The sequence below is a fragment of the Nostoc sp. genome (assembly GCF_036919615.1).
GTDB lineage: Bacteria > Cyanobacteriota > Cyanobacteriia > Cyanobacteriales > Nostocaceae > Nostoc.
The window spans coordinates 1-25,523 of sequence record NZ_JBALCN010000008.1; the positions used below are offsets into that span (position 1 = coordinate 1).

Annotated in this window: 21 protein-coding genes and 1 pseudogene; 12 read left to right on the top strand and 10 right to left on the bottom strand. The window is 39.9% G+C overall.

Features of this window, described 5'->3' with window-relative positions:
* The 5 genes from V7K48_RS03100 to V7K48_RS03120 form a co-directional block, all read left to right on the top strand.
* Nucleotides 1-224 (top strand): hypothetical protein (locus V7K48_RS03100; RefSeq protein ID WP_335069516.1); only part of this gene is annotated, 224 nt, incomplete at its 5' end.
* 215 nt (nt 225-439) lie between these two features.
* Nucleotides 440-637: a hypothetical protein gene (locus V7K48_RS03105; RefSeq protein ID WP_335069518.1), complete on the top strand. Its 198-nt coding sequence runs from the start codon at nt 440-442 to the stop codon at nt 635-637.
* A 463-nt stretch (nt 638-1,100) separates the two neighbouring features.
* Nucleotides 1,101-1,487 (top strand): hypothetical protein, encoded by a 387-nt coding sequence (locus V7K48_RS03110; protein WP_335069520.1) that lies wholly within the window; start codon nt 1,101-1,103, stop codon nt 1,485-1,487.
* A 1,461-nt stretch (nt 1,488-2,948) separates the two neighbouring features.
* The gene (locus V7K48_RS03115; protein ID WP_335069562.1) at nt 2,949-3,419 is read left to right on the top strand and encodes a HetP family heterocyst commitment protein; all 471 of its coding nucleotides are present in this window, start codon (nt 2,949-2,951) and stop codon (nt 3,417-3,419) included.
* 327 nt (nt 3,420-3,746) lie between these two features.
* Nucleotides 3,747-3,932: a hypothetical protein gene (locus V7K48_RS03120; RefSeq protein WP_335069522.1), complete on the top strand. Its 186-nt coding sequence runs from the start codon at nt 3,747-3,749 to the stop codon at nt 3,930-3,932.
* 267 nt (nt 3,933-4,199) lie between these two features.
* Here the strand turns inward: V7K48_RS03120 and rpe are convergent, their stop codons facing one another.
* Nucleotides 4,200-4,907, bottom strand: coding sequence for a ribulose-phosphate 3-epimerase (gene rpe, locus V7K48_RS03125; protein WP_335069525.1), 708 nt, complete (start codon nt 4,905-4,907; stop codon nt 4,200-4,202).
* Nucleotides 4,908-5,139: 232 nt separating this feature from the next.
* Here rpe and V7K48_RS03130 point away from each other — a divergent pair, with 232 nt between their 5' ends.
* Nucleotides 5,140-6,735, top strand: a complete 1,596-nt coding sequence (locus V7K48_RS03130; protein WP_335069526.1) for a S8 family serine peptidase — start codon at nt 5,140-5,142, stop codon at nt 6,733-6,735.
* A 764-nt stretch (nt 6,736-7,499) separates the two neighbouring features.
* Nucleotides 7,500-8,834, top strand: a complete 1,335-nt coding sequence (locus V7K48_RS03135; protein WP_335069528.1) for a serpin family protein — start codon at nt 7,500-7,502, stop codon at nt 8,832-8,834.
* A gap of 72 nt (nt 8,835-8,906) precedes the next feature.
* Here V7K48_RS03135 and V7K48_RS03140 read toward each other — a convergent pair whose 3' ends face one another.
* On the bottom strand, nt 8,907-10,085 hold the full coding sequence (locus tag V7K48_RS03140) for an AI-2E family transporter (protein WP_335069530.1): 1,179 nt from the start codon (nt 10,083-10,085) through the stop codon (nt 8,907-8,909).
* A 341-nt stretch (nt 10,086-10,426) separates the two neighbouring features.
* On the opposite strand from V7K48_RS03140, the gene V7K48_RS03145 reads away from it, so the two are divergent.
* Nucleotides 10,427-10,768: a hypothetical protein gene (locus tag V7K48_RS03145; RefSeq protein ID WP_335069532.1), complete on the top strand. Its 342-nt coding sequence runs from the start codon at nt 10,427-10,429 to the stop codon at nt 10,766-10,768.
* Nucleotides 10,769-11,053: 285 nt separating this feature from the next.
* Complete coding sequence (locus V7K48_RS03150; RefSeq protein WP_335069534.1) at nt 11,054-12,478, top strand: LCP family protein; 1,425 nt, start codon at nt 11,054-11,056, stop codon at nt 12,476-12,478.
* A 165-nt stretch (nt 12,479-12,643) separates the two neighbouring features.
* Here the strand turns inward: V7K48_RS03150 and V7K48_RS03155 are convergent.
* Nucleotides 12,644-13,135 (bottom strand): annotated as a pseudogene (locus tag V7K48_RS03155) (hypothetical protein); the annotation flags it as partial.
* 375 nt (nt 13,136-13,510) lie between these two features.
* On the opposite strand from V7K48_RS03155, the gene V7K48_RS03160 reads away from it, so the two are divergent.
* Together V7K48_RS03160 and V7K48_RS03165 are read left to right on the top strand one after the other, a co-directional pair.
* A complete protein-coding gene (locus V7K48_RS03160; RefSeq protein WP_335069536.1) occupies nt 13,511-14,134 on the top strand; it encodes a DUF1003 domain-containing protein in 624 nt (207 codons plus the stop codon).
* Between the two features lie 112 nt (nt 14,135-14,246).
* A complete protein-coding gene (locus V7K48_RS03165) occupies nt 14,247-15,725 on the top strand; it encodes an alpha-amylase (RefSeq protein ID WP_335069537.1) in 1,479 nt (492 codons plus the stop codon).
* Nucleotides 15,726-16,265: 540 nt separating this feature from the next.
* Here V7K48_RS03165 and V7K48_RS03170 read toward each other — a convergent pair.
* The 6 genes from V7K48_RS03170 to V7K48_RS03195 all read right to left on the bottom strand — a co-directional run bounded on the left by V7K48_RS03170 (nt 16,266) and on the right by V7K48_RS03195 (nt 22,641).
* Nucleotides 16,266-17,882, bottom strand: a complete 1,617-nt coding sequence (locus V7K48_RS03170; protein ID WP_335069539.1) for an ABC transporter ATP-binding protein — start codon at nt 17,880-17,882, stop codon at nt 16,266-16,268.
* A 28-nt stretch (nt 17,883-17,910) separates the two neighbouring features.
* The gene (locus V7K48_RS03175; protein WP_335069541.1) at nt 17,911-19,356 is read right to left on the bottom strand and encodes a glycosyltransferase family 4 protein; all 1,446 of its coding nucleotides are present in this window, start codon (nt 19,354-19,356) and stop codon (nt 17,911-17,913) included.
* An 83-nt stretch (nt 19,357-19,439) separates the two neighbouring features.
* A complete protein-coding gene (locus V7K48_RS03180; RefSeq protein ID WP_335069543.1) occupies nt 19,440-20,129 on the bottom strand; it encodes a glycosyltransferase in 690 nt (229 codons plus the stop codon).
* A gap of 35 nt (nt 20,130-20,164) precedes the next feature.
* Nucleotides 20,165-20,875 carry a glycosyltransferase family 2 protein gene (locus V7K48_RS03185; protein WP_335069545.1) on the bottom strand — a complete coding sequence of 237 codons (711 nt, stop codon included), beginning with the start codon at nt 20,873-20,875 and terminating at the stop codon, nt 20,165-20,167.
* A 265-nt stretch (nt 20,876-21,140) separates the two neighbouring features.
* Nucleotides 21,141-22,163 carry a serine kinase gene (locus tag V7K48_RS03190; protein WP_335069547.1) on the bottom strand — a complete coding sequence of 341 codons (1,023 nt, stop codon included), beginning with the start codon at nt 22,161-22,163 and terminating at the stop codon, nt 21,141-21,143.
* Nucleotides 22,164-22,185: 22 nt separating this feature from the next.
* Nucleotides 22,186-22,641, bottom strand: coding sequence for a PqqD family protein (locus tag V7K48_RS03195; protein WP_335069549.1), 456 nt, complete (start codon nt 22,639-22,641; stop codon nt 22,186-22,188).
* Nucleotides 22,642-22,971: 330 nt separating this feature from the next.
* Here V7K48_RS03195 and V7K48_RS03200 point away from each other — a divergent pair, with 330 nt between their 5' ends.
* A complete protein-coding gene (locus V7K48_RS03200; protein WP_335069551.1) occupies nt 22,972-24,174 on the top strand; it encodes a nucleotidyltransferase domain-containing protein in 1,203 nt (400 codons plus the stop codon).
* 6 nt (nt 24,175-24,180) lie between these two features.
* On the opposite strand, the gene V7K48_RS03205 is transcribed toward V7K48_RS03200, so the two are convergent.
* A complete protein-coding gene (locus V7K48_RS03205; RefSeq protein ID WP_335069553.1) occupies nt 24,181-25,251 on the bottom strand; it encodes a glycosyltransferase family 2 protein in 1,071 nt (356 codons plus the stop codon).
* Nucleotides 25,252-25,523 lie beyond the last annotated feature (272 nt).

A 25,523-nucleotide genomic window follows, 5' to 3' on the forward strand; every position in this document is an offset into this window, starting at 1 on the left:
GTAACTCTACATCCATTGCCCTACTTACCTTTCAGGGTTTTTTCTGTTCATTCTTTTATTCAGAATACCCGGAAAGTGACAGAAGAGGGATAATTTTCATCCTTGTGAAAGCAAACTTAACGCAAGCTATCGCTCTTACCCTCCTGCATCTGCTTGGGCTGTGGAAAATGTTTCACAGAGGCTGCCTTGGTAGGCGATCGCGCTTCATATCTGCCACAAAGTGAAAATTTTTCACCTTTTAGTTAGGAGCCATTATTTCAGGTTATGTTAGATACAAGCAAAGCAAGCATACGGATTCAGTCGCCTAGCCTTCTGGAGAAATTGGATTTGTACGACTTCAGAAGTGCGACTTACGACGCTGTAGCTCGGTTGCACCCAGATTTCTGGGGAGATTAGATTTATGCGGTTGCTTTGCTTGTAAATATTATCACCAATAATTATGGCTTATTTTAACTGCGAAACTATTTTAAACGGAAGCTCAATCTCTAAATTGTCTGAAGCGCTGTCTCGTCTTTCCGAAGCACATCAAATTCTCGTGTTATATGAAGGAAGTTTTACCTCTGAAGACGAAAACCCTCTTGAGCATACAAGAAAGGCTATAGAACTGATCAAAGAAGTTTTGAAGCAGACCCGCTAGATCCTTAGTAACTTCTTGAAGTATGAGCCAGCGATTTGCTGGCTTTTTTAGTGACATCAGATGAGATGATCACTTAGATGATTAGGTCACTTCCAGCAATCCTTCTAGATATGTCTATAAAGTAAAGTGCTTATCAAAAGAAGATTATAGAGTTTTAGCTGAAGATAATGTTCAGTCGTATTCCACGTAATTTAGCCTGTCTTGATCTGAAAAAGCAGAGTCTAGATTTATGATTTTATTTTCCGAGTGTTTCCGGAAGCGAAGGAAAATTTCAGTAATGGTAAGAGTTGAAGGATTGAGAATTCAAGACTATTGTTTCAAAAAATGCAAATATTACTTGCTTTAGCCATAAATCTTGCTAATATTTCCCAAAAAACGAAATGAAACCATGAACTCCTCTTAGTCATTAAGAGTTCAGGGAGATGTGAAATATATAAGTAACCAGCAGTCTCCCACTCCAAAAATGGCTATCCTTAAAAATTTGAGGATAGTTGCAGGGGATACAAACCTAGAATTGGAATTTAGCCAGGTTTGGGTTCTCCATAAGTATCAACTAAGCTACGAGGTAACTATCTACGGTATAGATGGGGAAACTGAAGACAATAACAATCTTGTATACTTAGTTTGCCAAGGTCAAGTGCGATTACTTGCGTTTAACGCAACTATTGGACAAGCAGTTTTAACTCAGTTGCTGTTAACTAAGCAAACTTTTAGGGTAGACCATTTATTTTGCAAACAACCTTTAGCATATCGGGCGATCGCAACAAGTGCGTGTTTTCTAGCTGAGATTAACATTTCTGACCTCAGACAGTTGTTACAGCGTATACCTAATCTGGAAAATTATTGGTGATGTGTGGGCAGATGTCGCTCGGAATTTACTTTAGAACAAGCGATCGCATCTGCCAAATTAGTACAGGCATACGACTTTATCGAAAAACTGCATTTGGGGTATAACGCCCTCATGTGAGAACACAGTGCAATGGTTTCTGGTGGATAACGACAAAAAATTGTGAGTGATTGGGCGCTGATTAAGAACCTAGCAATTCTGATTTTGGATGAAGCGACTAGTGCCCTAGATATCAAGTTTGAACACCAATTTCAACAGAATGTAACTCAGATTAATCAAGCTTGTACCACCTTAATCATGCGACTATATCCTTGTTTTAAAACGAGGTATCCTTGTTGAGCAAAGCATTCATTAATAACTTCTGGTAATTGGTGGTTTTTATTACCACTTAGCCCAACTGAAACTGCATCTGTAATCTCACCTGTATCAATCTGTAATATATTAACATACAGACAAATTATTGCTGAATCAACTTAGCAATCTTCTCTCTTAATTAGTTTTCTGTATATTAATGAAGTATCTAAAATTATACAGCTTTAGCCTGCTACATCTTTTTTGCTGAAAGCATCCCATCACAGGTATTTAGCTTAACTAAGTTGATGATAATTAAAATTATATATTATTACTAGCTACTAATTCTATTTCAAAACTAGGCTATTTATAATTCCTGGCTAATGCTCATGAAATATTCATAAGCAGTTTACAGCAATTTTATTTAGAAAATCTAAAGCTGTAGTCTTTATATATCAAGACATACAAGGTTAATAAATAATATTATTTAAATGAAAATATTCAAAAAGCATTTTCAATTACTATAGCTGCTGATGTTTCTCAAGTCTTTATGTATTCCTATTTTTATAAGTTGTTTTTCCTCATCGTTCATGGTAATCTTTTCTGGTGACTCGACAATAATAATGGGTTTAAATTGATATTGTATGAGGGGTAAGACCCCTCATAAATTAGTAAAGAGGGACAAAATTAAAAGTTGCACAATACGCAACTAAGTATAGAAATATATTCAGTAAGTTTAACTTATTAATCTGCTATTTTAGAAGATGACATTAACAACAAAAAATAGTATAAACAGTAATAGTGTTGTTAACGCTTAAAGACAAATAATTTTTCTCTCCTAGCTGAAAGAATATGCAAAATTCCCGGAAAATGCTTAATTCAGCAGTAGTAAGAAATACAGCAGTTGAACTGGTAAAACTTATTGAATTAGGAGTTAAAAAGTTTAAGAGGACAAAAAAATTGTATCTATCTAGAGCCACGCGAGACTTTTGTCCTACCAGTCATATACAAGACAGAAGGTAAATTTTTACCTTTAACTCCCATTGATGATATTTTCCCATCAGCGATTAAACAGCTGCAAAAAGACTAGTGCAGTTTGTAAATCTCAATTGAAACATCAACAATCGTAGAAACTGAACTAGTTTACTTCGTCCCAGATAACCAAAAACTATGATGAATCAAGACATTGCTGGCATTAGTAGTAATTTAGATAAGACAGTTAAGGCTCAACAATTTGACAAAGTAGTTGAAGCAATTCTTGCTGGAAAATATTCGTGGGCATGTGTTTTAATGCTGCGATTCGCTGGCTATAATCCTCTCCATTATATTCCATATCGCACCTACAATCGATTGCTAAAAGAAAACTCTAAAGCTAGTAGGACAAATCAACAGCAAAGTGAAAACCTAAAAATGTTGAAACATGCTAATGATTCGATATCTGATAGTAATGAATCATCAAACTGCTTAAGCAAAATTAAAGACTTAGCTTATCTGGAAGTGGTTGGAAAGCAAAAAACAGAAATTCGTGGTGGTAGTTTAGATCAGAGTAGAGTAAAGCAAATTAACGATCATCAATCAAGGAAATCACAATTAAAACCAGAAAGCACTCAAGATATTTCCTTGAAACGTTGTGGATTCAATTAAAAAGTATTTGGAATCAATAGATTCTGCCCTAGAATTGATTGGGTGTTTGAGAGCCTGCTGTGCTAATTTAAAATTTCTAGCATGGCAGGTTTTCTATAGCAATGATTAATTTGATATTTTTTTCAAAAATCTGCCAAAATGGCAAATATATACTGATGATATTGGTAAACTAATAAAAACTACAACTTCAACCAAAATAGAGGTGATTGGCAAGCAAATTAATTTTAAAAAATAAAATCAATGATTAGTTCTGATTATGAAATAAATCAAACTGATTACAAAAGTAGTCAGCATTTCATGGAGTAAATAACTCCTACACCAAGACCGATGATCCAACTGTTGCTACTGGTGGTTCTATTTCTAAGGAAGTCTGAGCAAAGAGAATTTGGGGAGGTGGATTCCCCCAATCCAAACTTTACACAGCTTTCACCGACTGCAGACGGTGCGAGTAATGCTTATAAAACTTTCTATACTGTGATTGGTGTTGCTTTAGTTAATAAAGCAAACGCTTAACACCAATACCAGGAACAGAAATAGAAAAGTTACGGTGAAATCGTTGTCATGGCTGGTAGAACTAGTAGCTGATGCGCTTCTCTTTCGACTATTGTAATCCTAGTCCTCCCAACCTGGATTATCTCTGCTTTCTAAACTTTCAATTTATTTAGCAACTACTGGAAGTTCAAAACTTGAATAACTTCCAGTTTTTTTATGTGTAAATAAAAAGAAGGTGGGCAATTTGCCCACCTTTTTTTTGTGAAGTATAGTTAATCTAAAAATGAATTAAACCTTAGCTAATTCTGGGGTAGAACGCTTGCTATTGCGAATTGCTGTAATCGCCTCAGCATAATCCTTAGCATTAAATACAGCTGAACCGGCGACAACTGCATTAGCTCCCGCTTCCAAAACTTGCCAGGTATTATTTGCCTTAAGTCCTCCATCCACTTCAATCCAGGGATCAAGACCGCGTTCATCACACATTTGACGCAGCTTGCGGATTTTGGGTAATACGCCAGGGATAAAGCTTTGACCACCAAAACCAGGGTTGACGCTCATAATCAGTACTAAATCGCACAAATCTAGAACGTATTCAATTAGCTCTAGAGGGCTACCAGGATTAAGTACAACTCCAGCTTTCTTACCAAGTTCTTTAATTTGCCCCAAGGTGCGGTGCAGGTGTGGGGAAGCATTATGCTCGCAGTGTACGGTGATATGATCAGCACCCGCTTTAGCAAATCCCTCTACATACTTTTCTGGCTCCACAATCATCAAGTGGACATCTAGTGGCTTGGTCGTAATTGGACGAATCGCCTCCACAATCAGAGGACCTATTGTAATATTGGGTACAAAACGACCGTCCATTACATCAACATGAATCCAATCTGCTCCAGCCGCGTCTATGGCGCGGATTTCGTCACCCAGACGACTAAAATCGGCTGATAGGATAGATGGAGCAATTACAATGGGCTTTTGAGATCGGTTTTGGGTCATGGCTAGTGGGTTTTAAGCGTCCTCGTCTGTACTCATTGTAACAAAACATTGAGCAAGACTCATAACTTTGATCCCGGCTTTTTTGGGGAGATGGGGAGTGGGGGAGAATAATAATTTTTAACTCCTGTACAGACGCGATTAATCGCGTCTCTACTCCTATCTCCTAACCGGAACTTCGGAAGCCTCCGGCTGCGCTCTTAACTTCTAACTTCCAACTTTTAACAACTGACAAATGACTAAAAAACTAACCTGGATAATTTGGGGATTAAGTGCTTCTTGTCTGAGTGCGCCGGTAATTGCTTCAGCTTTAGAATCTGCTCTAGGAACTAATGGCATTAATGCTCTAAAGCTACACCAATCTCCTTATAATTTAATCGGTCGTAAGATTGCTATTGGTCAAGTGGAAATTGGCCGACCGGGAATGTTTGGTTGGGATAAGGCGGTGTCTAAAAATCGCGCCATATCCTTAGCGGCAGTATTTTTACGTGATGGACCAGCTAAATCAAATAGCGGTGTTGATGCCCACGCTTACAATGTCGCTGGTGTGATGGTGAGTCAAGACAAAGCTTTGCCAGGAGTTGCTCCGGGAGCGCGACTGTATTCATCTGCAGTGGGTTCTACTAAAAACATGGGTCAGCCAGAAGAGTGCTTATCGGCCCAGCACATAGCGCTACAAAATAGTGGAGATGTCCGGGCCATTAACTTTAGCTTTGGTGAACCTCTAAGCCGCGATCCTAGACCAGAGGCTACTTTAGACGGCAATGCTTTACTAACTTTATGTGTTGACTGGTCTAGTCGCGTTCATGATGTTTTGTATGCGATCGCTGGCAACCAGGGTAAGGGGGGTATTCCGATTCCTACAGACAATTTTAACGGAGTGAACGTGGCTTTTTCATCCCGCAGAGGGGGAGTTTTTAACAAAGTAGACGTGGCTAATCTCGCGGGTGCTAACCAAGGAGTGAGTGGAAGGCTTGTTGGAAGGGAATTTGATCTTGGTGGGCGTCGCGCTATCAGTTTAGTTGCTCCTGGGAATAATATTCCTTTGCTCAATCCAGATGGCAAATTGAATAAGGTCACAGGGACAAGTTTTGCAGCACCTCAAGTTACGGCTACTATTGCTCTGTTGCAGGAATTTGCTGACCGACAGCTCCGGGCAAAACAACCCCACTGGAGCATCGATTCTCGGCATCATCAAGTGATGAAAGCTGTATTGCTGAATTCAGCAGACAAAATCCAAGATAGCGGTGATGGCTTGCGGTTGGGAATGAGCCGGACGCTGATTGATAAACAAAATCAAAACTGGCTAGATTCAGATGCTTATAAAGATCCTAAGATTCCTTTGGATGCCCAAATGGGAGCGGGTCATTTAAACGCGTTTCGCGCTTATCAGCAATTTAGTGCTGGTCAATGGCAGCCATCAGCTACGGTGCCAGCTATTGGTTGGGATTATCGCACAATCGATGTTGGAGCATCTGTTGACTATATCTTAGCAAAACCGTTAAAGCAGGGAAGTTTTATTGCTGTTACCCTGAGTTGGGATCGATTGGTGGAACTCAACGATAAAAATAAAAACCAGCAATATGACGTGGGCGAAAATTTTCGCGATCGCGGTTTGAATAATCTCGACCTCTACTTAGTAAAAGCTGATGCTCAAAATTCAGATGCTGGTGCTGTTTGCTCCTCAATTAGTCAAATCGATAGTGTAGAACATATTTTCTGCCCGGTTGCTGCTACTGGCAATTACAAAATCCGTGTCCAGTTTCGACAAAAGCTCAATGAAGCGACTCAACTCTATAGTTTAGCTTGGTGGAGTGTCCCTATCAATTGAAATAGGGGCGCACAACTGTTGCCAAAAGTCAAAAGTCAAAAGTCAAAAATTAAAACCCCATAAATAAATTTAGGCGATGCACTGAGCGGCTTGCCCTTAGCTTGTCCTGAGCGTAGCCGACTTGTACTGAGTTTAGCCTGAACGGCGTCGTAAAGCCTGCGGTATAGCTTCTCTTCTTAGGCTGCGCCAACGCTTAAGGCGCAGCCTCTCTAAGAGTTGGGCGCAGTCGAAGTAAGGGAGCCGAAGTGGACTTGTAACTAATTGCGTACTTCGGCTACGCTCAGTAACCATCTCGATTTTCTGATGCAAGACTTTTGAATGAGTGACTTCTGACTTCGCGACGCAGTCTCAGTCATCTGTATAAAATTACTGCGTTTTTCATCTGTTTTAACCACAGTCCCCTCTTGGGACGCACGGCTATGCGTCTTGATGAAAGCTCTTTATTTCGTGCATCTGAGAAACGTTATTTTATCTATAAAAACTCAACACAAGTGGTTATGTTGTGATTACGTAGCTTACAATACTTTTAGAATCAAATAGGAAAACTCCTAAAAATCAAAATTTTTCATAACTCGTCTGTATAACCGCCTCAATTAGCAATTCTCACAAGTTGTGTTTAATTACTCTGAGCTACTAACTTGCTGTTACAGTTTCTGTAACAGTCCCATTTTTCTATTGGAGCTAATGCAATAGTTAATCATTGACACAGTGTCTGCATTAACTCTGAGCACAGATCGGGAATCTTTCGCAAGTGAGGTGGTATAATGATTCGGCAGAAATATAGTAGTGTGAGAGAAAATTTCATGCAAAGACGCTATGGTGTCAGTCTGGGCAGACGTTATGCTCTGGCAGCTGCAAGTGTTGTTCTATTTAGTGTATTAGGGTATTCTCAAGTCGATAATAATAAAAGTGCCCTTGCCCAATCTAATTTACCTCAGGCAGAAACTCCATCGCAAAAAAAAACACTCAAGACTGATACAAAAATCATTGAGTCTAGCAATAAGTTTGGCTTCAAACTATTTTCAGAACTTCTGAAAAGTGATAATGGTAAGAAGAACGTTTTTATCTCACCTTCGAGTGTCGCGATCGCTTTAGCTATGACCTACAATGGCGCGAGCGGCACGACTCAACTAGCGATCGCAAAAACCCTGGAATTACAGGGAGTAAATCTGCAAGAAATCAACTCTTCTTACAAGGCGGCATTAAAGCAGCTTTTAGACAATTCAGATCCAAAAGTACAACTGAAGATTGCTAACTCACTTTGGGCAAATAAAAATGTTAGCTTTCGGCCAGACTTCCTCCAGAGAACGCAGGATTTCTATCAAGCTAAGGTTAGCAATTTAAATTTTCAAGATCCCGCAGCACTTAGTATTATTAATAACTGGGTAAAAGAGAATACTAATGGCAAAATCGATAAGATAATTGAAAACATTGAACCAAGTCAGGTGTTGTTTCTGATCAATGCCATATATTTTAAAGGAAAATGGAGCAAAGAATTTGATAAAAATCAAACTGCTCAATACCCTTTTTACAGCACACCTGGCAAGCCAAAACAACACCCGATGATGTCACAAAGTGGTGACTATAGATACTATGAAAGCAAACAATTTCAGGCAGTTAGTTTACCTTACGGCAAAGATGGTAAATTCAGCTTTTATATTTTCCTGCCGAAACAGAACTCTAACCTCAAAGCCTTCTATCAAAACTTGAATGTTGAAAACTGGGAAAAATGGATAACTCAGTTCAGCAAACAAGAAGGGTTTATTCGTTTACCCCGCTTCAAAACAGATTACGACATTACACTTAATGATGCCTTGAAAACTTTAGGCATGGAAGAGGCTTTCAGTGATAAAGCCAATTTTTCCGGCATGGGTAAAAATTTTGCCATTAGCGAAGTTAAGCATAAAACTTTTGTCGAAGTGAACGAAGAAGGCACCGAAGCGGCTGCGGTTACTTCAGTGGGTATAAGGACAACATCTGCCGTATTCACACCGCAACCACCATTCCGAATGATTGTTGACCGTCCATTCTTCTGTGCCATTAGAGATAATCAGACGGGAAGGGTTTTGTTTATGGGTTCAATCCTCGATCCGCAATAAAAAATTTATAATTCCTTCATTTTGAATTTTGTAGACGGACGAAGGGCGGCTGATCGTAGAGTATTTTGAATTCTAGGGTAATGTCGCTTCAGAAATACTCAGAGTGTTGTTGACATCAGCTTTCGGGGACTCGTTTGCTGCAACGGGTGCAGTTATTTCCCCAGTGGCGATGTCTTCTGTCTCACTGGTTAGTAGCCCTCCAGGACGCAGGGCACTTAAAGCAGTCTTAATCACAACAGCTGTGGGTACTGCCACAATTACACCCAACAGTCCGCCAATTCTTGCCCCTGTTAAGACTGAAATTAAAATCCAAACTGGATTTAAACCAGTAAAGCTACCTAAAATTCGGGGGGCAATTAAGTTTTCGAGAATTTGCTGTACAATTACCGCTGCGATCAACACTCTCACACCCATTGAGAAATCTTGCAACGCTACCAATAGTGTAGTCAGGGCGATGCCTACAGAACCGCCAAAGGGGACGAGAGCCATCAGTCCAATAGTTAGACCAAATAGCAGCCCAAATGGCACTTTCAGCCACAAAAAGGTAGGAATGAGGGCTGATGCCATGCAAGTAGATAAAATCAGCTGGGTGATGAAGAAATTTTGGAAGCTGAGGCGGACTGTTTTGGAGAAAGGATCGCGAAATTTAGAGGGTAGCCATTCCACTAAACTTTGCCAGAGTTCACCCCCATGCTGTAAAAGGTAGAAAGTCAAAACCATCGTCAAGAGAATATCTAGCAGACTAGTAACTGTAACTACCGCCAGATTTAAAACTTGTCCGGCGATCGCTTGTAATTGTCCCTTGACGCGATCGTTGATTTGCACTACCAGAGCATCGAGATTAATCGGTAAGCCAAAAGTCTCAGCTTTTTCGTTTAATATCATTAACTGAGAGCGTCCAGAGTCGATCAACTCTGGCAAACGAGCCACCAATTGTTGAGCTTGGGTAAGGGCCAGCGGAAAAAGTGTAACACCCAACGCCAATAAAATCGATAAAGCCAAGAGAAATACTAAAATAGCGACTTGTTCTCGCTTGGCACCATGATGCTCCATCCAGCTCACGGGGTAGTTGAGCAGAAATGCTAGCACTGAGGCTGCAACTAAAATGACTATGAGAGAATGGAAATAATTAAAGAATACCGAAAGTGCCCAACCATTGAGAACTAGCAGCGGCAGGAATAACGCGATCGCCCCGATTCGCGCTATTGGTGTGAATCTTTGCCACCAGTCGAGTAGCTTGCGTGTCTGCATTTTGAGCTGATTGCGGGATACAACTAAATGAAATTTTTCTTTACAGTTTATTATCTCTAACTATATGAGTCTCATTCATCCTTCTAGTTTAGGAGTTAGACTAATCCCAATGGAAAATTTTCAACTGAAAGAGACTAGGGAGTAGGGAAGTGGGAAAGTGGGGGAGCAGGGAGCTTTCTAGCAGAGGGGAAAGAAGTAATTTTTAATTTTCCCCCTTGCACCCTGCCCCCTACCCCTCTGCCTCTTCTGCCCAATACAACTCTTCTCTACGAGAGGCTGCGCCAACAACGCCGCCCTTCCGCTACGCTCAGGACAAGCTCATTACAAGTGCCCCATACCCCATGCCCAAAACACAGTTGGTTTTATATTTAGTTCCGATTATCGGCTTTTTTCCGTCCTTGTGGACTCTCTATCGGGGCCAGGGTAGTCGGGAACAACTTGCTATTAGTCGTCTATCTATTACTTTGGCACTTACTTGGCTGTTAGGATATTTATTATTAGCCAGCGGTGCAGCAACTTCAGATTTTTTGATGCTACGTCTATTTATCCTCAACAGCTTTCTCACATCGGGCTACTTTTTAGTAAGTGTCTGGTTGATTTTGCGCCTAATGCAGGGCAAATCTGGACGTTTACCAGGATTTAGTACTTTAGCAGAACGAGTGCTTGGTAAGTATTTATCTTAATTTTTTCGAGTGAGATTTTGCCAGTATTTTTACTTATTTCCTAAAAATTACGGTTGATTTATCCATATATCTAGTCAAATCCAGTTTATTATTGCCATACTTCAGAAAAACATCTCTAGATTGGCCCAAAAGAAGGATAAATGCTGCTATAAGTGTTGTGGTTGACACTACATTAAAAAAGTTAGCACTGATAATTAAGAGTTAGCTATTATGGGTTGATTTGTCTGCATGTTTTTAGTCTGCAAATTTACCGAATTTGATTAGTGAGTAAGTGTGAGGAAGTCTGTGACCATTCAAAGAAGTTCGGCGGAAGAAAACCAGTCGGGAAAAGCCTCAAAGTCCAGTAACAAAATTTCCCAAAACTCGAAATCAGGACGTTGGCTGTGGTTTTGGGTAGGGATGAGTGGCATTGCGATGGTGTCAGCAACAGCAGGGGCACTTTTGGCGGTGTCTTTAACCAGTACACCTTTGCAACAAGCCCAGCTAAGTCCAAAGGATGAGGCGGTCTTTGATGGCGATCGCATTTCTGGAGGTGGGCTGCGATTTTCAGAATTAACTCGCCCGGTGAATCTTTTGATTATGGGAATGAGCGTACTTCCCCCGGATATCCAAAACCCTCCCCCAGAAACCAAAAATCTCAAATACCAGCCCCAGGTAAACTCCTTTGATGGTCTTTCGGATGTCATGCTCTTGCTCAAATTTGATCCAGAGACCAAAAAAATAATCATGCTCTCCATTCCTAGAGATACCCGCACAGAAATAGAGGGGTATGGGGTGAAAAAAATTAATGCTGCCAATGTTGACGGTGGGCCAGCTTTGACTGCCAGAACCGTCAGTAATCTCTTAGGTGGGGCGGGAATTGATCGCTATATCCGAATTAACGTTTTGGGAGTTGCCAAGCTGATTGATGCTTTAGGAGGCGTAACAGTCTACGTCCCTAAAGATATGAAGTACCAAGATGATTCTCAGCATTTGTACATCAATTTGAAGGCGGGTAAGCAGCATCTCAACGGCGAAAAGGTACTGGAATTGCTGCGTTTTCGCCATGATGAACTTGGAGATATTGGTCGAATTCAGCGGCAGCAAATGGTCATGCGTGCTTTGATGGATCAAACACTCAACCCAGCTACTGTTGCTCAATTACCTAAAGTTCTTGATGTAGTGAAAAACCACATCGATACCAATTTGACGGTTGAGGAGTTAGTGGCGCTAATGGGTTTTGGGGTGCGGACAAATCGCTCCAATATGCAAATGTTAATGCTACCAGGTCGCTTTAGCGAGAAAGGCGAGTTTGATGCTAGCTACTGGTTACCCAACAAAGATGGTATTGCTAAACTGATGGCTCAACACTTTGGTTTGGAATCAGAACAGGAACAGCAGGCAACTGCAACTGACCCACGCTCTTTGCGTGTAGCAATTCAAGATAGTACAAGTGGCGATCGCTCTAACCTCCAACCATTAATTAGAGCCTTGGAAAAATCTGGATATCGCAACATCTATGTAGCCAAGGCATGGGGTGAACCTCTAGAGGTGACTCATATTGTCGCCCAAAAAGGAGATGGTGACACTGCCGAATCAATTCGCAACACTTTGGGATTTGGGGAAGTGCGTGTGGAAAGTACTGGTAACCTTGGCTCAGATATCAGTATCCAAGTGGGTCAGGATTGGTTGCAACAAAAATCTATTTTGGAGGAGTCGCCGAGTAAATAATTCGTAATGACGCTCTCTACGAACGCGAACAGCATGTCGCAGACAGACGCTGCACGTAGCTTGCTTCGACCTAGGAGTACAAATACTCGCTAACGTAATTCGTAATTAATTACGAATTATGTTGACACTCTGAAGTGATAAAATCCATGTTTATAACTGAGCTGTTTATACTGGCACAAATGCTGTTGACAGTGAATTTACTAACTGGCTGAGTTGTTGGAGTTTAGCTGCTACCACACCATTGGTTAATAATTTTTCTGCTTTCGCTAAACCCTCTGACATATCTGGACAAATACCACTCCGCCATAGGTAAAATCCACCATTCCACAAGGCTGTTTGCATTAGTTCACCTGGTTTACCGGCCAAAACCTCCTGAATATCCGCCACCAGTTGTAGCATCTCTTCAGTAGTTCCAAGGGGTACGTTCTTGGTAGTAAAGCCGTAATCACGCGGTACGAGGTGCAATCGTTCTACCTCTTGGGATGCTACAGATGAAGATAAGCTGATGATCGCACTCCGATCGCGCGGTAAGTCGCAACTACCTTCCAATCCTTTCACTAATGTAAATTTTATTACTCCCCGCAGCCCTAGAGCTATCTGAAACATCCCTTCTGTCGGCGGATGAACAAACCCAGCAATTACGTGAGCATCCCCAGCTCCTTTCTGAAAATAACTAATGACACTTCAAGTAAACCAAAAAGTTTTTCCCAAAGAGCGATGCCTGTCTTGAAAAGTGACGCTATGCACAGTCGAAGAGGCTGCGCTAACAGATGCCTGACGCCAAATGCGCCAACGCCGGAAAACGACGCGATACACTTTTCGCTGCGGCAGGCTATGCCTACGCTAATCAAGTTTACCTAGTTTACTGCTCTGAAAGGTTTCAAAAAATGAAATGAACAAAGGAGTGCGTAGCCTATGATACACTTGATTTAATTACGGTTTAATCAGATTTTCAGCCTCTTGAGATCCATTTACCGATAGCATCAGAAGATAAGCAATAATCAAGTAACATCTAGATTCAGTAGTTGCTGTATGACGCGAAAAAGAAACGACACAGCCAACAAACACTTCACAGTTGCTAACGAACTCAAAGAGAAAGCTTCTCGAAATCAAGTGATCACGGCTCCATTACCAGACACGATTGCAAAAAATATTGAAGCGATTACTTCACTTCATACCCAGGAAATTCGAGATATTCCCGCCCACCAGCGGATACTAGAAGCGATCGCTACATTCTTTGGGCGATCAATATTTCTGTATAGTTTGCTAGTCATACTGGCTCTCTGGATTTTTGGCAGTTTTTTTGATCGCTTTTTGCCATTCGACCTGCCCTCATTTAGCTGGTCAGATCAAGGCTTAGATGCAGCTGCATTGGTGATTTCAACCGGAGTACTGGTGCGACAAACTCGCCAAGAAAACTTTGCCGAACAGCGAGCGCAACTGATGCTACAGCTTAACCTGCTCTCCGAGCAAAAAATTGCCAAGATTATTGCTCTATTAGAAGAACTCCGTACCGATTTGCCTGATGTGATAAATCGGCATGATTCGGAAGCTCAATTGATGCAGCAAGCTGCTGACCCGATCGCAGTATTGGAAGCACTCCAGAAAAACCTAGCTGAAGAACTGTCATCCACAGAAGAAAACAATATGAGTTGATCGCAGTTTTTAGAGGACTTTTTTTCTATTTAGAAACATCAAACAAAACTTAAAGTATAATTTTTGTGTCAGCAATAACAATTCATCGTAATATTTGAGTAGAGGGATACAGATGGCTCAACTGAATGGTGTAATGATGCAGTACTTCCATTGGTATATCCCTCCAGATGGTAATCTTTGGAATGAGTTTAAAGAGAAAGTCAAAGAGTTAGCTGATGCAGGTGTTACATCTGTTTGGTTACCCCCAGCTTACAAAGGAACAGGGGGTGGCTACGATGTCGGCTACGGGGTCTACGATATGTATGATCTAGGCGAGTTTGACCAGAAAGGCTCGGTTCGGACAAAGTACGGCACAAAAGACGAGTATATCGCTGCTGTCAAGGCGGCAAAAGCTGCTGGCATTCGAGTATATGCTGATGTTGTCCTCAACCACAAGTTAGGTGCAGACCAAGAAGAAGAGGTGGAAGCAACGCCCTATAGTCCAGACGATCGCAATCACGCGATCGGTGAGATGCAAAAGATTAAAGTCTGGACTCACTTTACCTTCCCAGGTCGCCAAGGCAAATACTCCGATATGGAATGGCACTGGTGGCACTTCGACGCAGTTGATTACAATGTTTACAACGAAGGTGAGAACGCAGTTTATCTATTCAAAGATAAACATTTTGACGATAACGTTGACCTGGAAAAAGGCGCTTTTGACTATCTTATGGGATGCGATCTGGATATGGAGAGTCCAGAAGTTCGCGAGGAGTTAAATCGCTGGGGTGAGTGGTTTGTAGAAACCACTAATATAGATGGCTTTCGTTTTGATGCTGTTAAACACGTTAGAGCTGGCTTTTTCCCAGAATGGTTGATTCACTGTCGCCAAAAGGCAGGTCGCGATCTCTTTGCCGTTGGTGAATATTGGTCTTATGAAGTTGAAGCGCTCCACCATTTCCTTAACATCACTGATGGCAATGTGATGTTGTTCGATGCGCCATTGCACTATAACTTTAGCGCTGCCAGCACCCAAGGCAATGACTACGACATGCGGCAGATATTTGATAACACTTTGGTGCAACAACAACCTACTTTAGCCGTCACCTTAGTTGACAATCATGATTCTCAACCCTTGCAGGCGTTGGAGTCTGTAGTAGAAAGCTGGTTTAAACCGTTGGCTTATGCGTTGATCCTACTGCGAAGTCAGGGTTATCCTTGTATCTTCTATGCGGATTACTATGGTGCTAATTACAAGGATAAAGGCCCAGATGGCAACGAGTATGAGATTTGGCTCGATAGTCATCAATGGATAATTGATAAATTTTTGCACGCTCGTCAAACCTATGCCTATGGTGACCAATACGATTATTTTGATCACCCTAATACAATCGGCTGGACACGCTTAGGAGATGAAGAACACCCTGGCGGTATGGCAGTTGTTCTGAGTAATGGGGGAGAGGGGACTAAGTGGATGGAAGTTGGGCAACCCAACAGCACTTACATTGACATCACTGAACATATTAGTGAACCCGTCACAACGAATGATCAGGGCTGGGCTGATTTTCGCTGTAATGCTGGTTCCGTTTCTGTGTGGGTTCCACAGTCGTAGTCGGGGTTTTAGTGGCATTGATGCAGAAAGTTACGCGTTTGACAAACTTTGCCTAAAAGAGAAATTAGGCAGTACTTTCTGGATCAGCCATAACCTTTTTCTTCCCTTACAAAGCAATTGGAGATTGCCTAAATTGCCTCATTTTAGGCAATGTTCAATAACTACTCTTCACAATCATCAGGCTTTTGAGCGTTTCTATGATGGGGCATCAGCTTCTGTTTTAGGCAATGAATAACTCTCTCAAAGAAACAGACCATTAGCAGCAATGGCGTACCCGCCGGCTTTATAGCGATCGCTCTTAAAAACTTTTTAGTTTACTGACTTAACAAGCCGATCGCTGCTGATCAATTTGTAATGGGATATTTTCGCGCACGAGTTGCCAAAAGTGCTTAATAGGGGGAATTTGAAGCCGATCTTGCCCAATTTGTTCCCTTGGTCTTTGACAGGAGAAGGAACGGGAGTAATGCTCCAAAGTTAGATGAACCCAAAAAACTGCGATCGCTGATCGGCATTAATAAAATAATATTAGTGGGATAGATTCTAGGAAATTCTGTAAACCTGATGGGCATAAGCAATTACAGTTGGATCATGACTTACTAATAAAATGGTTGGACGATCGGGAAGTATTGTTAAGTTTTGCATAATAGTAGTAATGGTAGTTTGATCCAGATGATTAGTTGGTTCATCAAAAATCAGAAATTTGGGACGACGCAACAGAGCTCTAGCGATCGCAATTTTTTGACGTTGCCCGCCCGATAGCCAATTCCCTTCTTCACCAATCAAAGTATGATAGCTTTTAGGTAAGTGACAAATCCAATCGTGAGCCGTAGATATTTTTGTCGCTTCAATTACCTCTGCCATTGATAAATGTGGACAACCATAGGTTAAGTTTTCCCAGATTGTTCCGGGAATAAAAACTGAGTTTTGAGTCACAACTCCTAAGTTTTTTCGCCAATAACTAATATCTAGTTGGCTTAAAGGATAGTGATCAATTAAAATCTCTCCTTGTGTGGGGAGATAAAATCCTAAGATCAGACGAATCAGGGTACTTTTCCCGGCACCATTATCCCCAACAATAGCGACGATAGATTGGGGAATAACTTTTAAGTTTAAATTTTGTAAAACAGGGCGATCATCATATTGAAAATTAACATTATTAAAACTAAGACTTCCTTGAAATGCAATCTGTAGTTTTCCTGAATAAGGCTCTATATTCTGAGTTTGAATAATTTGCATCAAAGTCTTTAACGATTGCGACATTGTTAGAAAATTAGGCAAAGCAGTGTTTAACTCATTGAAAGCAGAATTAAATTGACTAGCCGCAACAAAAAAAGCAATCAATGATCCGAGGGTTAATTGATGCAAATAAATCAGTAAACTGCCGACAACAAGCAGTAATAACTTAGCCAAAGTCACAAGAATTTGCTGGAGTACATTGTAAAGCGTTTGCAATCGAGTAAAATTTAAGCTGGTAGATTTAAGAATTGATAATTGATTTTGTTGGTTCTCAATCTCAAGTAGCTCTGCCGTTTGAATCCGAGTTAATTCAATAGTTTTCAGGGCTGTTAGAGTAAGATCACTAAAATCTATAATTGCTTGGCGCTTGAGAGCAAAATTGTTTTTGATGCGATTTTTAAGTCTCTTGCCAATTAAGATAGAGGATGGAACTGAAACAATTATAACCAAAAATAAAATCCAGTTATAAATTATTAAAATGATGCTTAAGCAAGCAATAGTAACGAAGGCAGGGAGCCAACGGGCAATTAAAAGCTTACTAACCGTTTCTACATGACCTATATCATGAACAAGGCTGGCATGAAAGGTTCCTAGATTAATTTGATTGTGATAATGCCAAGAAAATGTATATAGTTTTTTTAAAATTATTTCTCGCAATTTTTGAGAAACAGTCAAAGTAATTTCTGTAATCGTATACTCAGACCAAAATGCTAATAATTGTTGAATTAAATATAAGCCTAGCAATAAGCAAGTATTAATTAAAAGTTGAGAGATATTGAAATTGGGAATGACAATATCAAACATTGAACGAATTAGAGCGGCAAAAGGAATTAGGAGCAAGGATTGACTAATGACGGCTAAAACTACCAACCCTAAACGAATTCGATCGAGTTGATATAGATTGAGATAATAGTGCCACACAGTAATATTCTTATATAAATAAATTTTTCTAAGATTTGCCCTTTTGATCTATTTGATGCAAAACTTTTTCAATGAACCAATTTACTTGTCTGTAATCACAGCCGAAAGTGATCGCTGCTTCAAATTCTGTTAAAGCTTTAGAAAACTGTTGTTTATGACAAAAAACTAACCCTGTCCAAAAGCGTAAAAAACCATCTTGGGGATTTTTGTTGCGATAATGAACAATTCCTCCTTCCCCTTGGGCTAAAAGCATTGAAGAACCGGCAATTAGTTGATCTCCTTGTATAGCTTCCTCAAAACTTTCAGGCTGTAAACTACTCGCAAATTGAGAGCCTGCATTGCCTAAAGATTTCACAAATCCTTCAGCAGAAGTTTCAGAAGGCAAATGATCTGGCCAAGGATGGAGCCGTTTTGGCGATCGCATCATTTGTTCATAAATTTGGTGCATTTTCCGGGTAGAATTTTCTCCATCAAAGTGCTGACGAATATACTGTTGAGCGTTATACCCTAATTTGAGTCGTTCTTGCGGATTGTAATAAAGATACTCGATGGCTTGTTGATACTCTCGCTCATTTTCAACCACTAGCCCAGTTTCTTGATGTTGTACTAAAGATTTAACACCTCCATAAGGAAAAACAACGGGAGGAATTCCAGCATACATCGCTTCTTGCAAAGATATTTCACTCGTTGCATAGGTTTCTGGACAAAGGGGATACCCAAAAACATCTAAAATTGATAAGATAGACCGAATATTTTCGACATATCCTCGGAAATTAAATTTTTCTGTTACTCCTAAGGTTGCAGCTTGTTGTTTCAACTCTGCTTCAATTCCACCGCCACAAACAATAAAACGAATATCAGAAATCTGAATAGCAGCACTCATGGACACATAATCAGGGTGCATCTTAGCAAAATTGACAGTGCCAATATAACCAACATTAAAAGTACTATGGAGTTGAGTTTGAAAATTACTCAATCGATCAAAATCTGCAACTCCAGGAACCAATCCTATTTTTGGTCGAGATTGTAGTTTTATCTGATCAAATTCAAAAACCATTAAATCAAAGGTTAAAGAATTTGTTGCCACGAGAAAATCTGAAACAGCAATAATATCTTGAGTAATAATTTGAGGTGCTTGAGCGCCTAAAATTTGTGACCAAATTAATAACCGAATGGGTGGCCAATCTCCTCTCAAAAACTCATAAATTTCTGGGCAATTCCAAAAGTAAACTTGAACAATATCAGCCCAAGATAACTCTGCTTGAACTTGCTCCATAGAAGGATTTAGTAAAAAGGTAATTCCAACTTGCTTTGCTAGTAAACGAGCTAGTGGAGAGGCTGCTTCTTGCAAGGCTAAAATTCGATGTTCTTGAGCAAGACCTAAGCACTTAGAATACTTCACCATTGCTAAAAGCGATCGCGTTGGGCCGTCTCCAGATAATCGATTAATAATATGTAAGATATGTAATGTCATTAGCTACTCAATAATCAGGATTAAAATGTTGACTTAGTAAGGTAAAAATGGATTATAAATTATAGATGTTGTTTTCAATTTACCTATCGTTTATAAGCCTGACGACGCTTCAAAGATTGTTGCAATAAAATAAAAATTTCTTGGCGATAAACTTCTTTTTGACAAGAAAGATTATTATTATGTAAACGTTTGTACAAGACTAACAGCGGTAAAACTTTTAGTAAAATTTCCTGATCTTGAGCTCGTGCAAACCATTCACTATCGCATCCAATCTTAAATTCTGAATTGAAACCTCCCACCTGTTCAAAAAGTGTTCGTCTAGCTAAAAGTGTACCAGGTGTATAACCAATTATAGGCTTAAAAGCTTCTTCATGTTTAAGTGATTCTCTAGTTTTATAATCAGATTCAAAAAACTTTTGTAAATACCCGACAATTCCCTGGATCTGTGGTTCTGATAAGAGAGAATCTACTCGTTGACTTAATGAATTGACTTCCCAGTAATCATCATGATCTAGAAAGGTAATTAATTCTCCCCGCGCTACCGAAATTCCAGTATTCCGTGCTTGGGCTAATCCTTTCCCATCTTGTTGTTGATAAATCATACCTAAGTAAGACTGAGCAATTTCGGCTGTTCGATCCGTTGAAGCTCCATCAATCACAATAGTTTCATAATTAGAGTAGTTTTGCTGTTGAATACTATCTAAGGCTGCTTTCAAATAACGTTCACCATTCTTGACAACTACAATAATACTAATGAGGTTAGAAGTATTCATAAGTACAAATAATAAAAATTCACTTAATTAAAAACTCAACTAAAGGGTGAATTTAAAAGTTGACGCTGTGTCAATAGTTTATGTAATGCCTTGGTTAATACCAGAGGTTGCTGTTTACATTGCATGGTTAGACTATTTAAATGGCGACGGTAGTAAAGAGAGATTTGAGGTACTACTACAGAGGTTATACCCTGATCTTTAGCTCGTACAAACCACTCTACATCTTCCCCATACCAAAATGTTTCATCTAACAAACCGACCTGCTCAAAAATACTCCGCCGAAAGGTTGTAGCTCCTAAATGAAAACTTTCATAAGGTTTACCTTTGAATTCAAAATCGATATCATTTTCCTGATTGCCCCTGAGATCAGAGGACTGATTTAAATGCATTTCTTGTATTAAACCTTTAACAATATAAATTTCCGGTTGAGCTAATAACACAGCAAGATGAGTTTTTAATTTATTAGGTGACCACAAATCATCTACATCTAGAAAGGCAATAAATTCACCTTTACTGATTAAAATTCCTTGATTCCGAGCAGAGGCAGGACCTTGCTGAGGTTGATAATAATAATTTACAGAAAATTGTTGGGCGATCGCTGCCGTATCATCCGTAGAGCCATCATCAATCAGCCAGATTTCTGTATTTTTAGGTAATTGTTCCTGCTGCTGAATAGAATGAACAGCTTGAGACAAAAATTTGGCCCCATTATAAATGGGAATAATAATGCTTAGAGTTGGTTTCATTCTAGTTACTTAATCTTTTAGATTGTCAGTCAAAGGAGTATGCTTTTGCTAGAGTAGAACAAAATATATTCTAGAAAATAAGCAATGGAATATCAGCTTTGTAGTCATTTATCAAAAAAAAGCAGAAACAATGCACTTCTAAGGAATTAGAGAAAGGAGATTGCTGGACTTCCCTCAAACATACTCTAGAAAAGCGTTTATGACATATCACTTATTTATTCTCTCATCAGAGTGATGAAAGAGCGTTATTTCCATAAATTTCCGACTAAAGCAAACTCAAAACAGCTTCAGGAATTTGTTTTAAATTGGTACCTAAGATTAATCTGTAATTGGGTACTTGATTGACTAAAGCAGCTATTTTTTGAGTAATAACTTTAGTATATCGGGGGAGGTGGAAAGTCGTTGTGGGAGCTAAAGCAGCAAAACTTTCTGATGGGGAGCGTTTCTGGAGTGAGGAATTTTCCTGATGGCTAATCTCAAGTGTTAAAACAGCCCGAATAGGTAAATGAGATATTAACTGTTCCGGTCTATGACTGTGTAAAAATATTAAGGCTTTTTCGTGGTTTAATCGTTCTAAATTACTAACATTCTTGGCTAGATTTGGAAAGCGCCATAGGTTACTAGCTTCCAGTTTGGCAGTATTGTAAAGGCTATAAACACTGGAAATCGGTTCGGTTTGTATCATCACGTAGTCATCTCCTAGATATAGCAGCCCAGCTTCTAGGCAAGCTAAGGTCGTTGTTGATTTTCCGGAACCACTTTTACCTGTCAGTAATACACAGCCTGTCTGCGTCCCTACTGCTCCTGCATGAACTAATTGGAGCGGAAAAGAACGAGTCCACCAATGTAGCGCTATCCGCAGTGGAAAACTATGTTCCCAATAAGGAATTTGCGCTGCTGTTTTAACCCAATACAGAGCTAGCTGACGATCTCGATCAAAAAGGTGCAAAACATCGGGTCCAACTTGAAACAGGGTAGAAAAGCGATCGCTATTATAGCCATTTACTAATCCACGATCGCCGTAATCATGAACTGACCAAGGGGGGGAAGGCATGGCTATGCCCGTAGAAGAACTGTCCCAAAGACAAATTGTAAAATCTGCTGAGAAACAGGGAGAAATTTGCAAGTGAGATAAAGCCTCGGTCATTTGAGGAATTAAAGCTTGTCCAGCAAAACGCTGACAGATGATATATCCACCGATTTTGTACCAGTACTCAATATTCCCCTGCTGAATTTGAGCTTGGCAAAATGCTTCATGGGCCGCACTAAAATACGCGTTCGCATCCATAACTTAGAAAAACAAAGGCTACTTAGGATGAGGGTAAACGTACAGGCCAGCCTGCATCATCCACATCATGAATGGGATCAAGTAAAAGTAAATCTTGCATATCAGTATATTTTTTTAGAGAGGGAAGCTTAAATACCGACAGAGACTCAGAAGATAGATCGTTCTGGCTAACTTCCGTATTATTACCATTGTCTAAAGCTTCAGTGTTAACAACAATAAGAGATTCTTGTTGTAACTCCTCTAAAAAAGTTGTGACAACTTGCTGTAAATCTGGAGGACAATTTATAAAATTTTGGAAAATAAGTTGAATAATCTCTAGCAGTGACTTTTGTTCTTCAATTCCCTTCAAAATAATCAGTCCTACCCCGTTTAGGTGATAATATTTACCATTGTTCAAATCAATTAAAATCACCTCATCATCAAAAAACTCATATACAATCTGGGAATCTCTAAACTGAAAGCAAGTCTTGTAATTCATAAATTCTATACTCAATTATACGTTCCAAAAAGTTTACAATGTTAAACCAGGTTTTAGGTAACAGTAAAAATACGGATTTATTGGGAGATAGATGCAGGAAGCACAAGTAGTGTTTAAGTTTGGTTCTATAGGGCTTTTGGGGAGGTATTTGGAGAGAAGCGCTTGAAATGCTTGCTTAACTTGGTTTTTAGCCCCAGAAATCTTCAGCATTTGGATCACTTTTGGTTTAATCCTTTTAGCCTTTTTCCCTAGCTCATCTCCCTGAAACAGCTATTGAGCCTTAGTTTTTTAAATTCTTTGCTACTTTTGTGAAGTGTTAGGTTTCTTGAAATGACTCAGAAGAATTATGATGCGTCTGTTTTGCTTCGTTATCCACAAGGCCCTTGGCCAAATTCATTCCAAGAACTGCTTTTGAAGGCGGCTTTATGGCAGGGACAAGAGAGCCTACTTGCTTGGCAAGAGTGGAGAAATACAGTTGATTTCGACAGTATTGATAGTGGTTCTTATCGTCTTCTATCCCAGCTTTATTACAACATAGGAAGTCATCCGATCGAGGATGAAATTTTACTTAAACTAAAAGGCATTTATTGCAAAGTTTGGTATAAAAATCAGTTGCTTATACATCAGCTAGAAAAAGTAATTCAAGCCTTTGAGGGAGCGGGGATTTCAACGTTGTTGTTAAAGGGAGTGGCATTGATCTCACGCTACTATCAAAATCTTGGCCGTCGCTCCATGAATGATTTAGATTTACTAGTGTCCTTTGAACAAGTGGAGATTGCAGTTCAAGTCTTGGAAAAGCTTCAATGGTATAAAAAGCCAGATCAAGCTTATTTTAGCTCAAAGCATTTACTTTCAAAACGGCACGCTCAAACTTTTATCAACGAAAGTGGCTTAGAACTTGATCTTCATTGGCATATTTTACAGGAATGTATTCCAGAGTTAGATACAGCTTTTTGGCAAGCTTCTGAATCGCTACAAATTCGCGGTGGGACAGTCAAGATTCTTAATCCTAGCGATCAGCTATTTCATGTTTGTATTCATGGTGCGCGATGGAATTGTTTACCTCCACTCCGTTGGGCTGTAGATGCTTGGATTATTTTACAGCGATCACCTGATTTAGACTGGCAAAGACTCGTCAATTTCGCCGAGCAATTTCATCTTAATCAACCTTTGTACGATACCCTTAGCTATTCAAAGTTTGTTTTGAATGCCCCAATTCCTGGAGAAGTTTTAGAAAAATTAGCAAAAATATCTAATTCCTTAAACGAAAAGATTCTGTATGAACACCAACTTCAACCTTTTCCGCGAGTAAAGGCAACTTCAGTAATCTTAGACTACTACTTAAGTTTACATGAACAATATGACGAATATTCCTTAAAGTGCCAGTATGAGCAGTCTGATTATTCTGAAGGATTCTTTCAATTTTTAAAGCATCAATGGAAATTAGATCATGTCTGGCAAGTGCCAGGGATATTACTACAAAAAGGATGGCGAATGCTCTACAAGTCGATCAGCTTAGTCTTCAAATCTTAAGCGTGATCAGGGTAAAAATTTTTGAAATTCCTGGCAAAGTAAATTAGCCGCTTTATGGCTAGGATTCCATTGCAAAAGATGTTTTAATACTAAATTTGCTTCTTGCAAGTGGAAAAGTGGCGTGAGTGCATGGAAAATTCCTGGTTCTAAATGAGGTGGTGTTTTCCCTTGGGCGATCGCTTGTTGCAAAACCTTCAAAGCCCGTACTTGTTTATAGGTACTCATTAGTTGCATTAAAAAATTTTGACGATCAAAGTTATCATCACTCTGAAATATTTCAGGAGGGTGCTGTAAAGGAAATTGCATTGATCTAGAAATAATCTCTGCGCGCAGATCATCTACTTTTTTAGTATGAGTTGCTTGAGGATCAAAGCCTAAATTTTTGACTAAGTTTACAGAAGGAGCAATTTCTAAACCTTGATGAAGTAATCGAGCCAAAGCCCATTGAATATCCCAAGTATCAATGTGCCCATTGAGAATATTCTCATAAAGCCAAAAGTGATAATTTACCTGTTCTGAATCCGCTAAGACTTCACTTAGAGTTTGAAGAATGGTCGTTGAGTCAAAGGATTTAAAACTGGGATCACAGAGTTTCCAAGCCCGTTGCCAACTTGCCCAACCCCAAATGCTTCCATAATGAGAAAAATGGTAGCTTTGCTGGTCACTTTTCCACTGCCCGAGATCATTGCGTCCACTAATGAGCAAAATACGAGGATCAAATCGATAGCGAGCGAGCAATTCTGTACAAAATGGGAAGAAAGTCGGGTTAGGTAGACAATCATCCTCTAAAATAATAGCTTCTTCAACTTGATCAAATACCCAAGATAATCCACTAAATACTCTTTTCCCACATCCCCAATTTTCACTAGCATAATTTTTCATAACTTCACAGGGCCAATCTACCGTTTCAACGATCGCTCTTGCAGCATGGCAGTGTTCAATATCCTTAGGAACATGGGGACGCGGCCCATCTGCAATCACCCATAATTGTTGAGGTTGAGCTTGGCGGATGGACTCCCAGACTTGAGCAGTATAATCAGGACGATTAAAAAGAATTAAAACAACAGGAACTTTCATAAAAGGGTACTGAGTCAGATTATTGTGGCATAAGTTAAAATACCCGCAATAATAACAAAAATGCCTCTAAAGCCGAGTAAATACTGAAGTTTTCTATTCGATTAGTCACAGATTATCTGAAGTACGGTTCCGTGGGGCTGCGGGCGCTACGTGCCCGCAAGCTTGAAGCGATGTCTACGATTCTACGATGGTCACTGACTTGTACTGAGCTTGTCCTGGGCTTGTCCTGAGCTTGTCCTGAGCTTGTCCTGAGCGGCGTCGAAGGGCGTAGC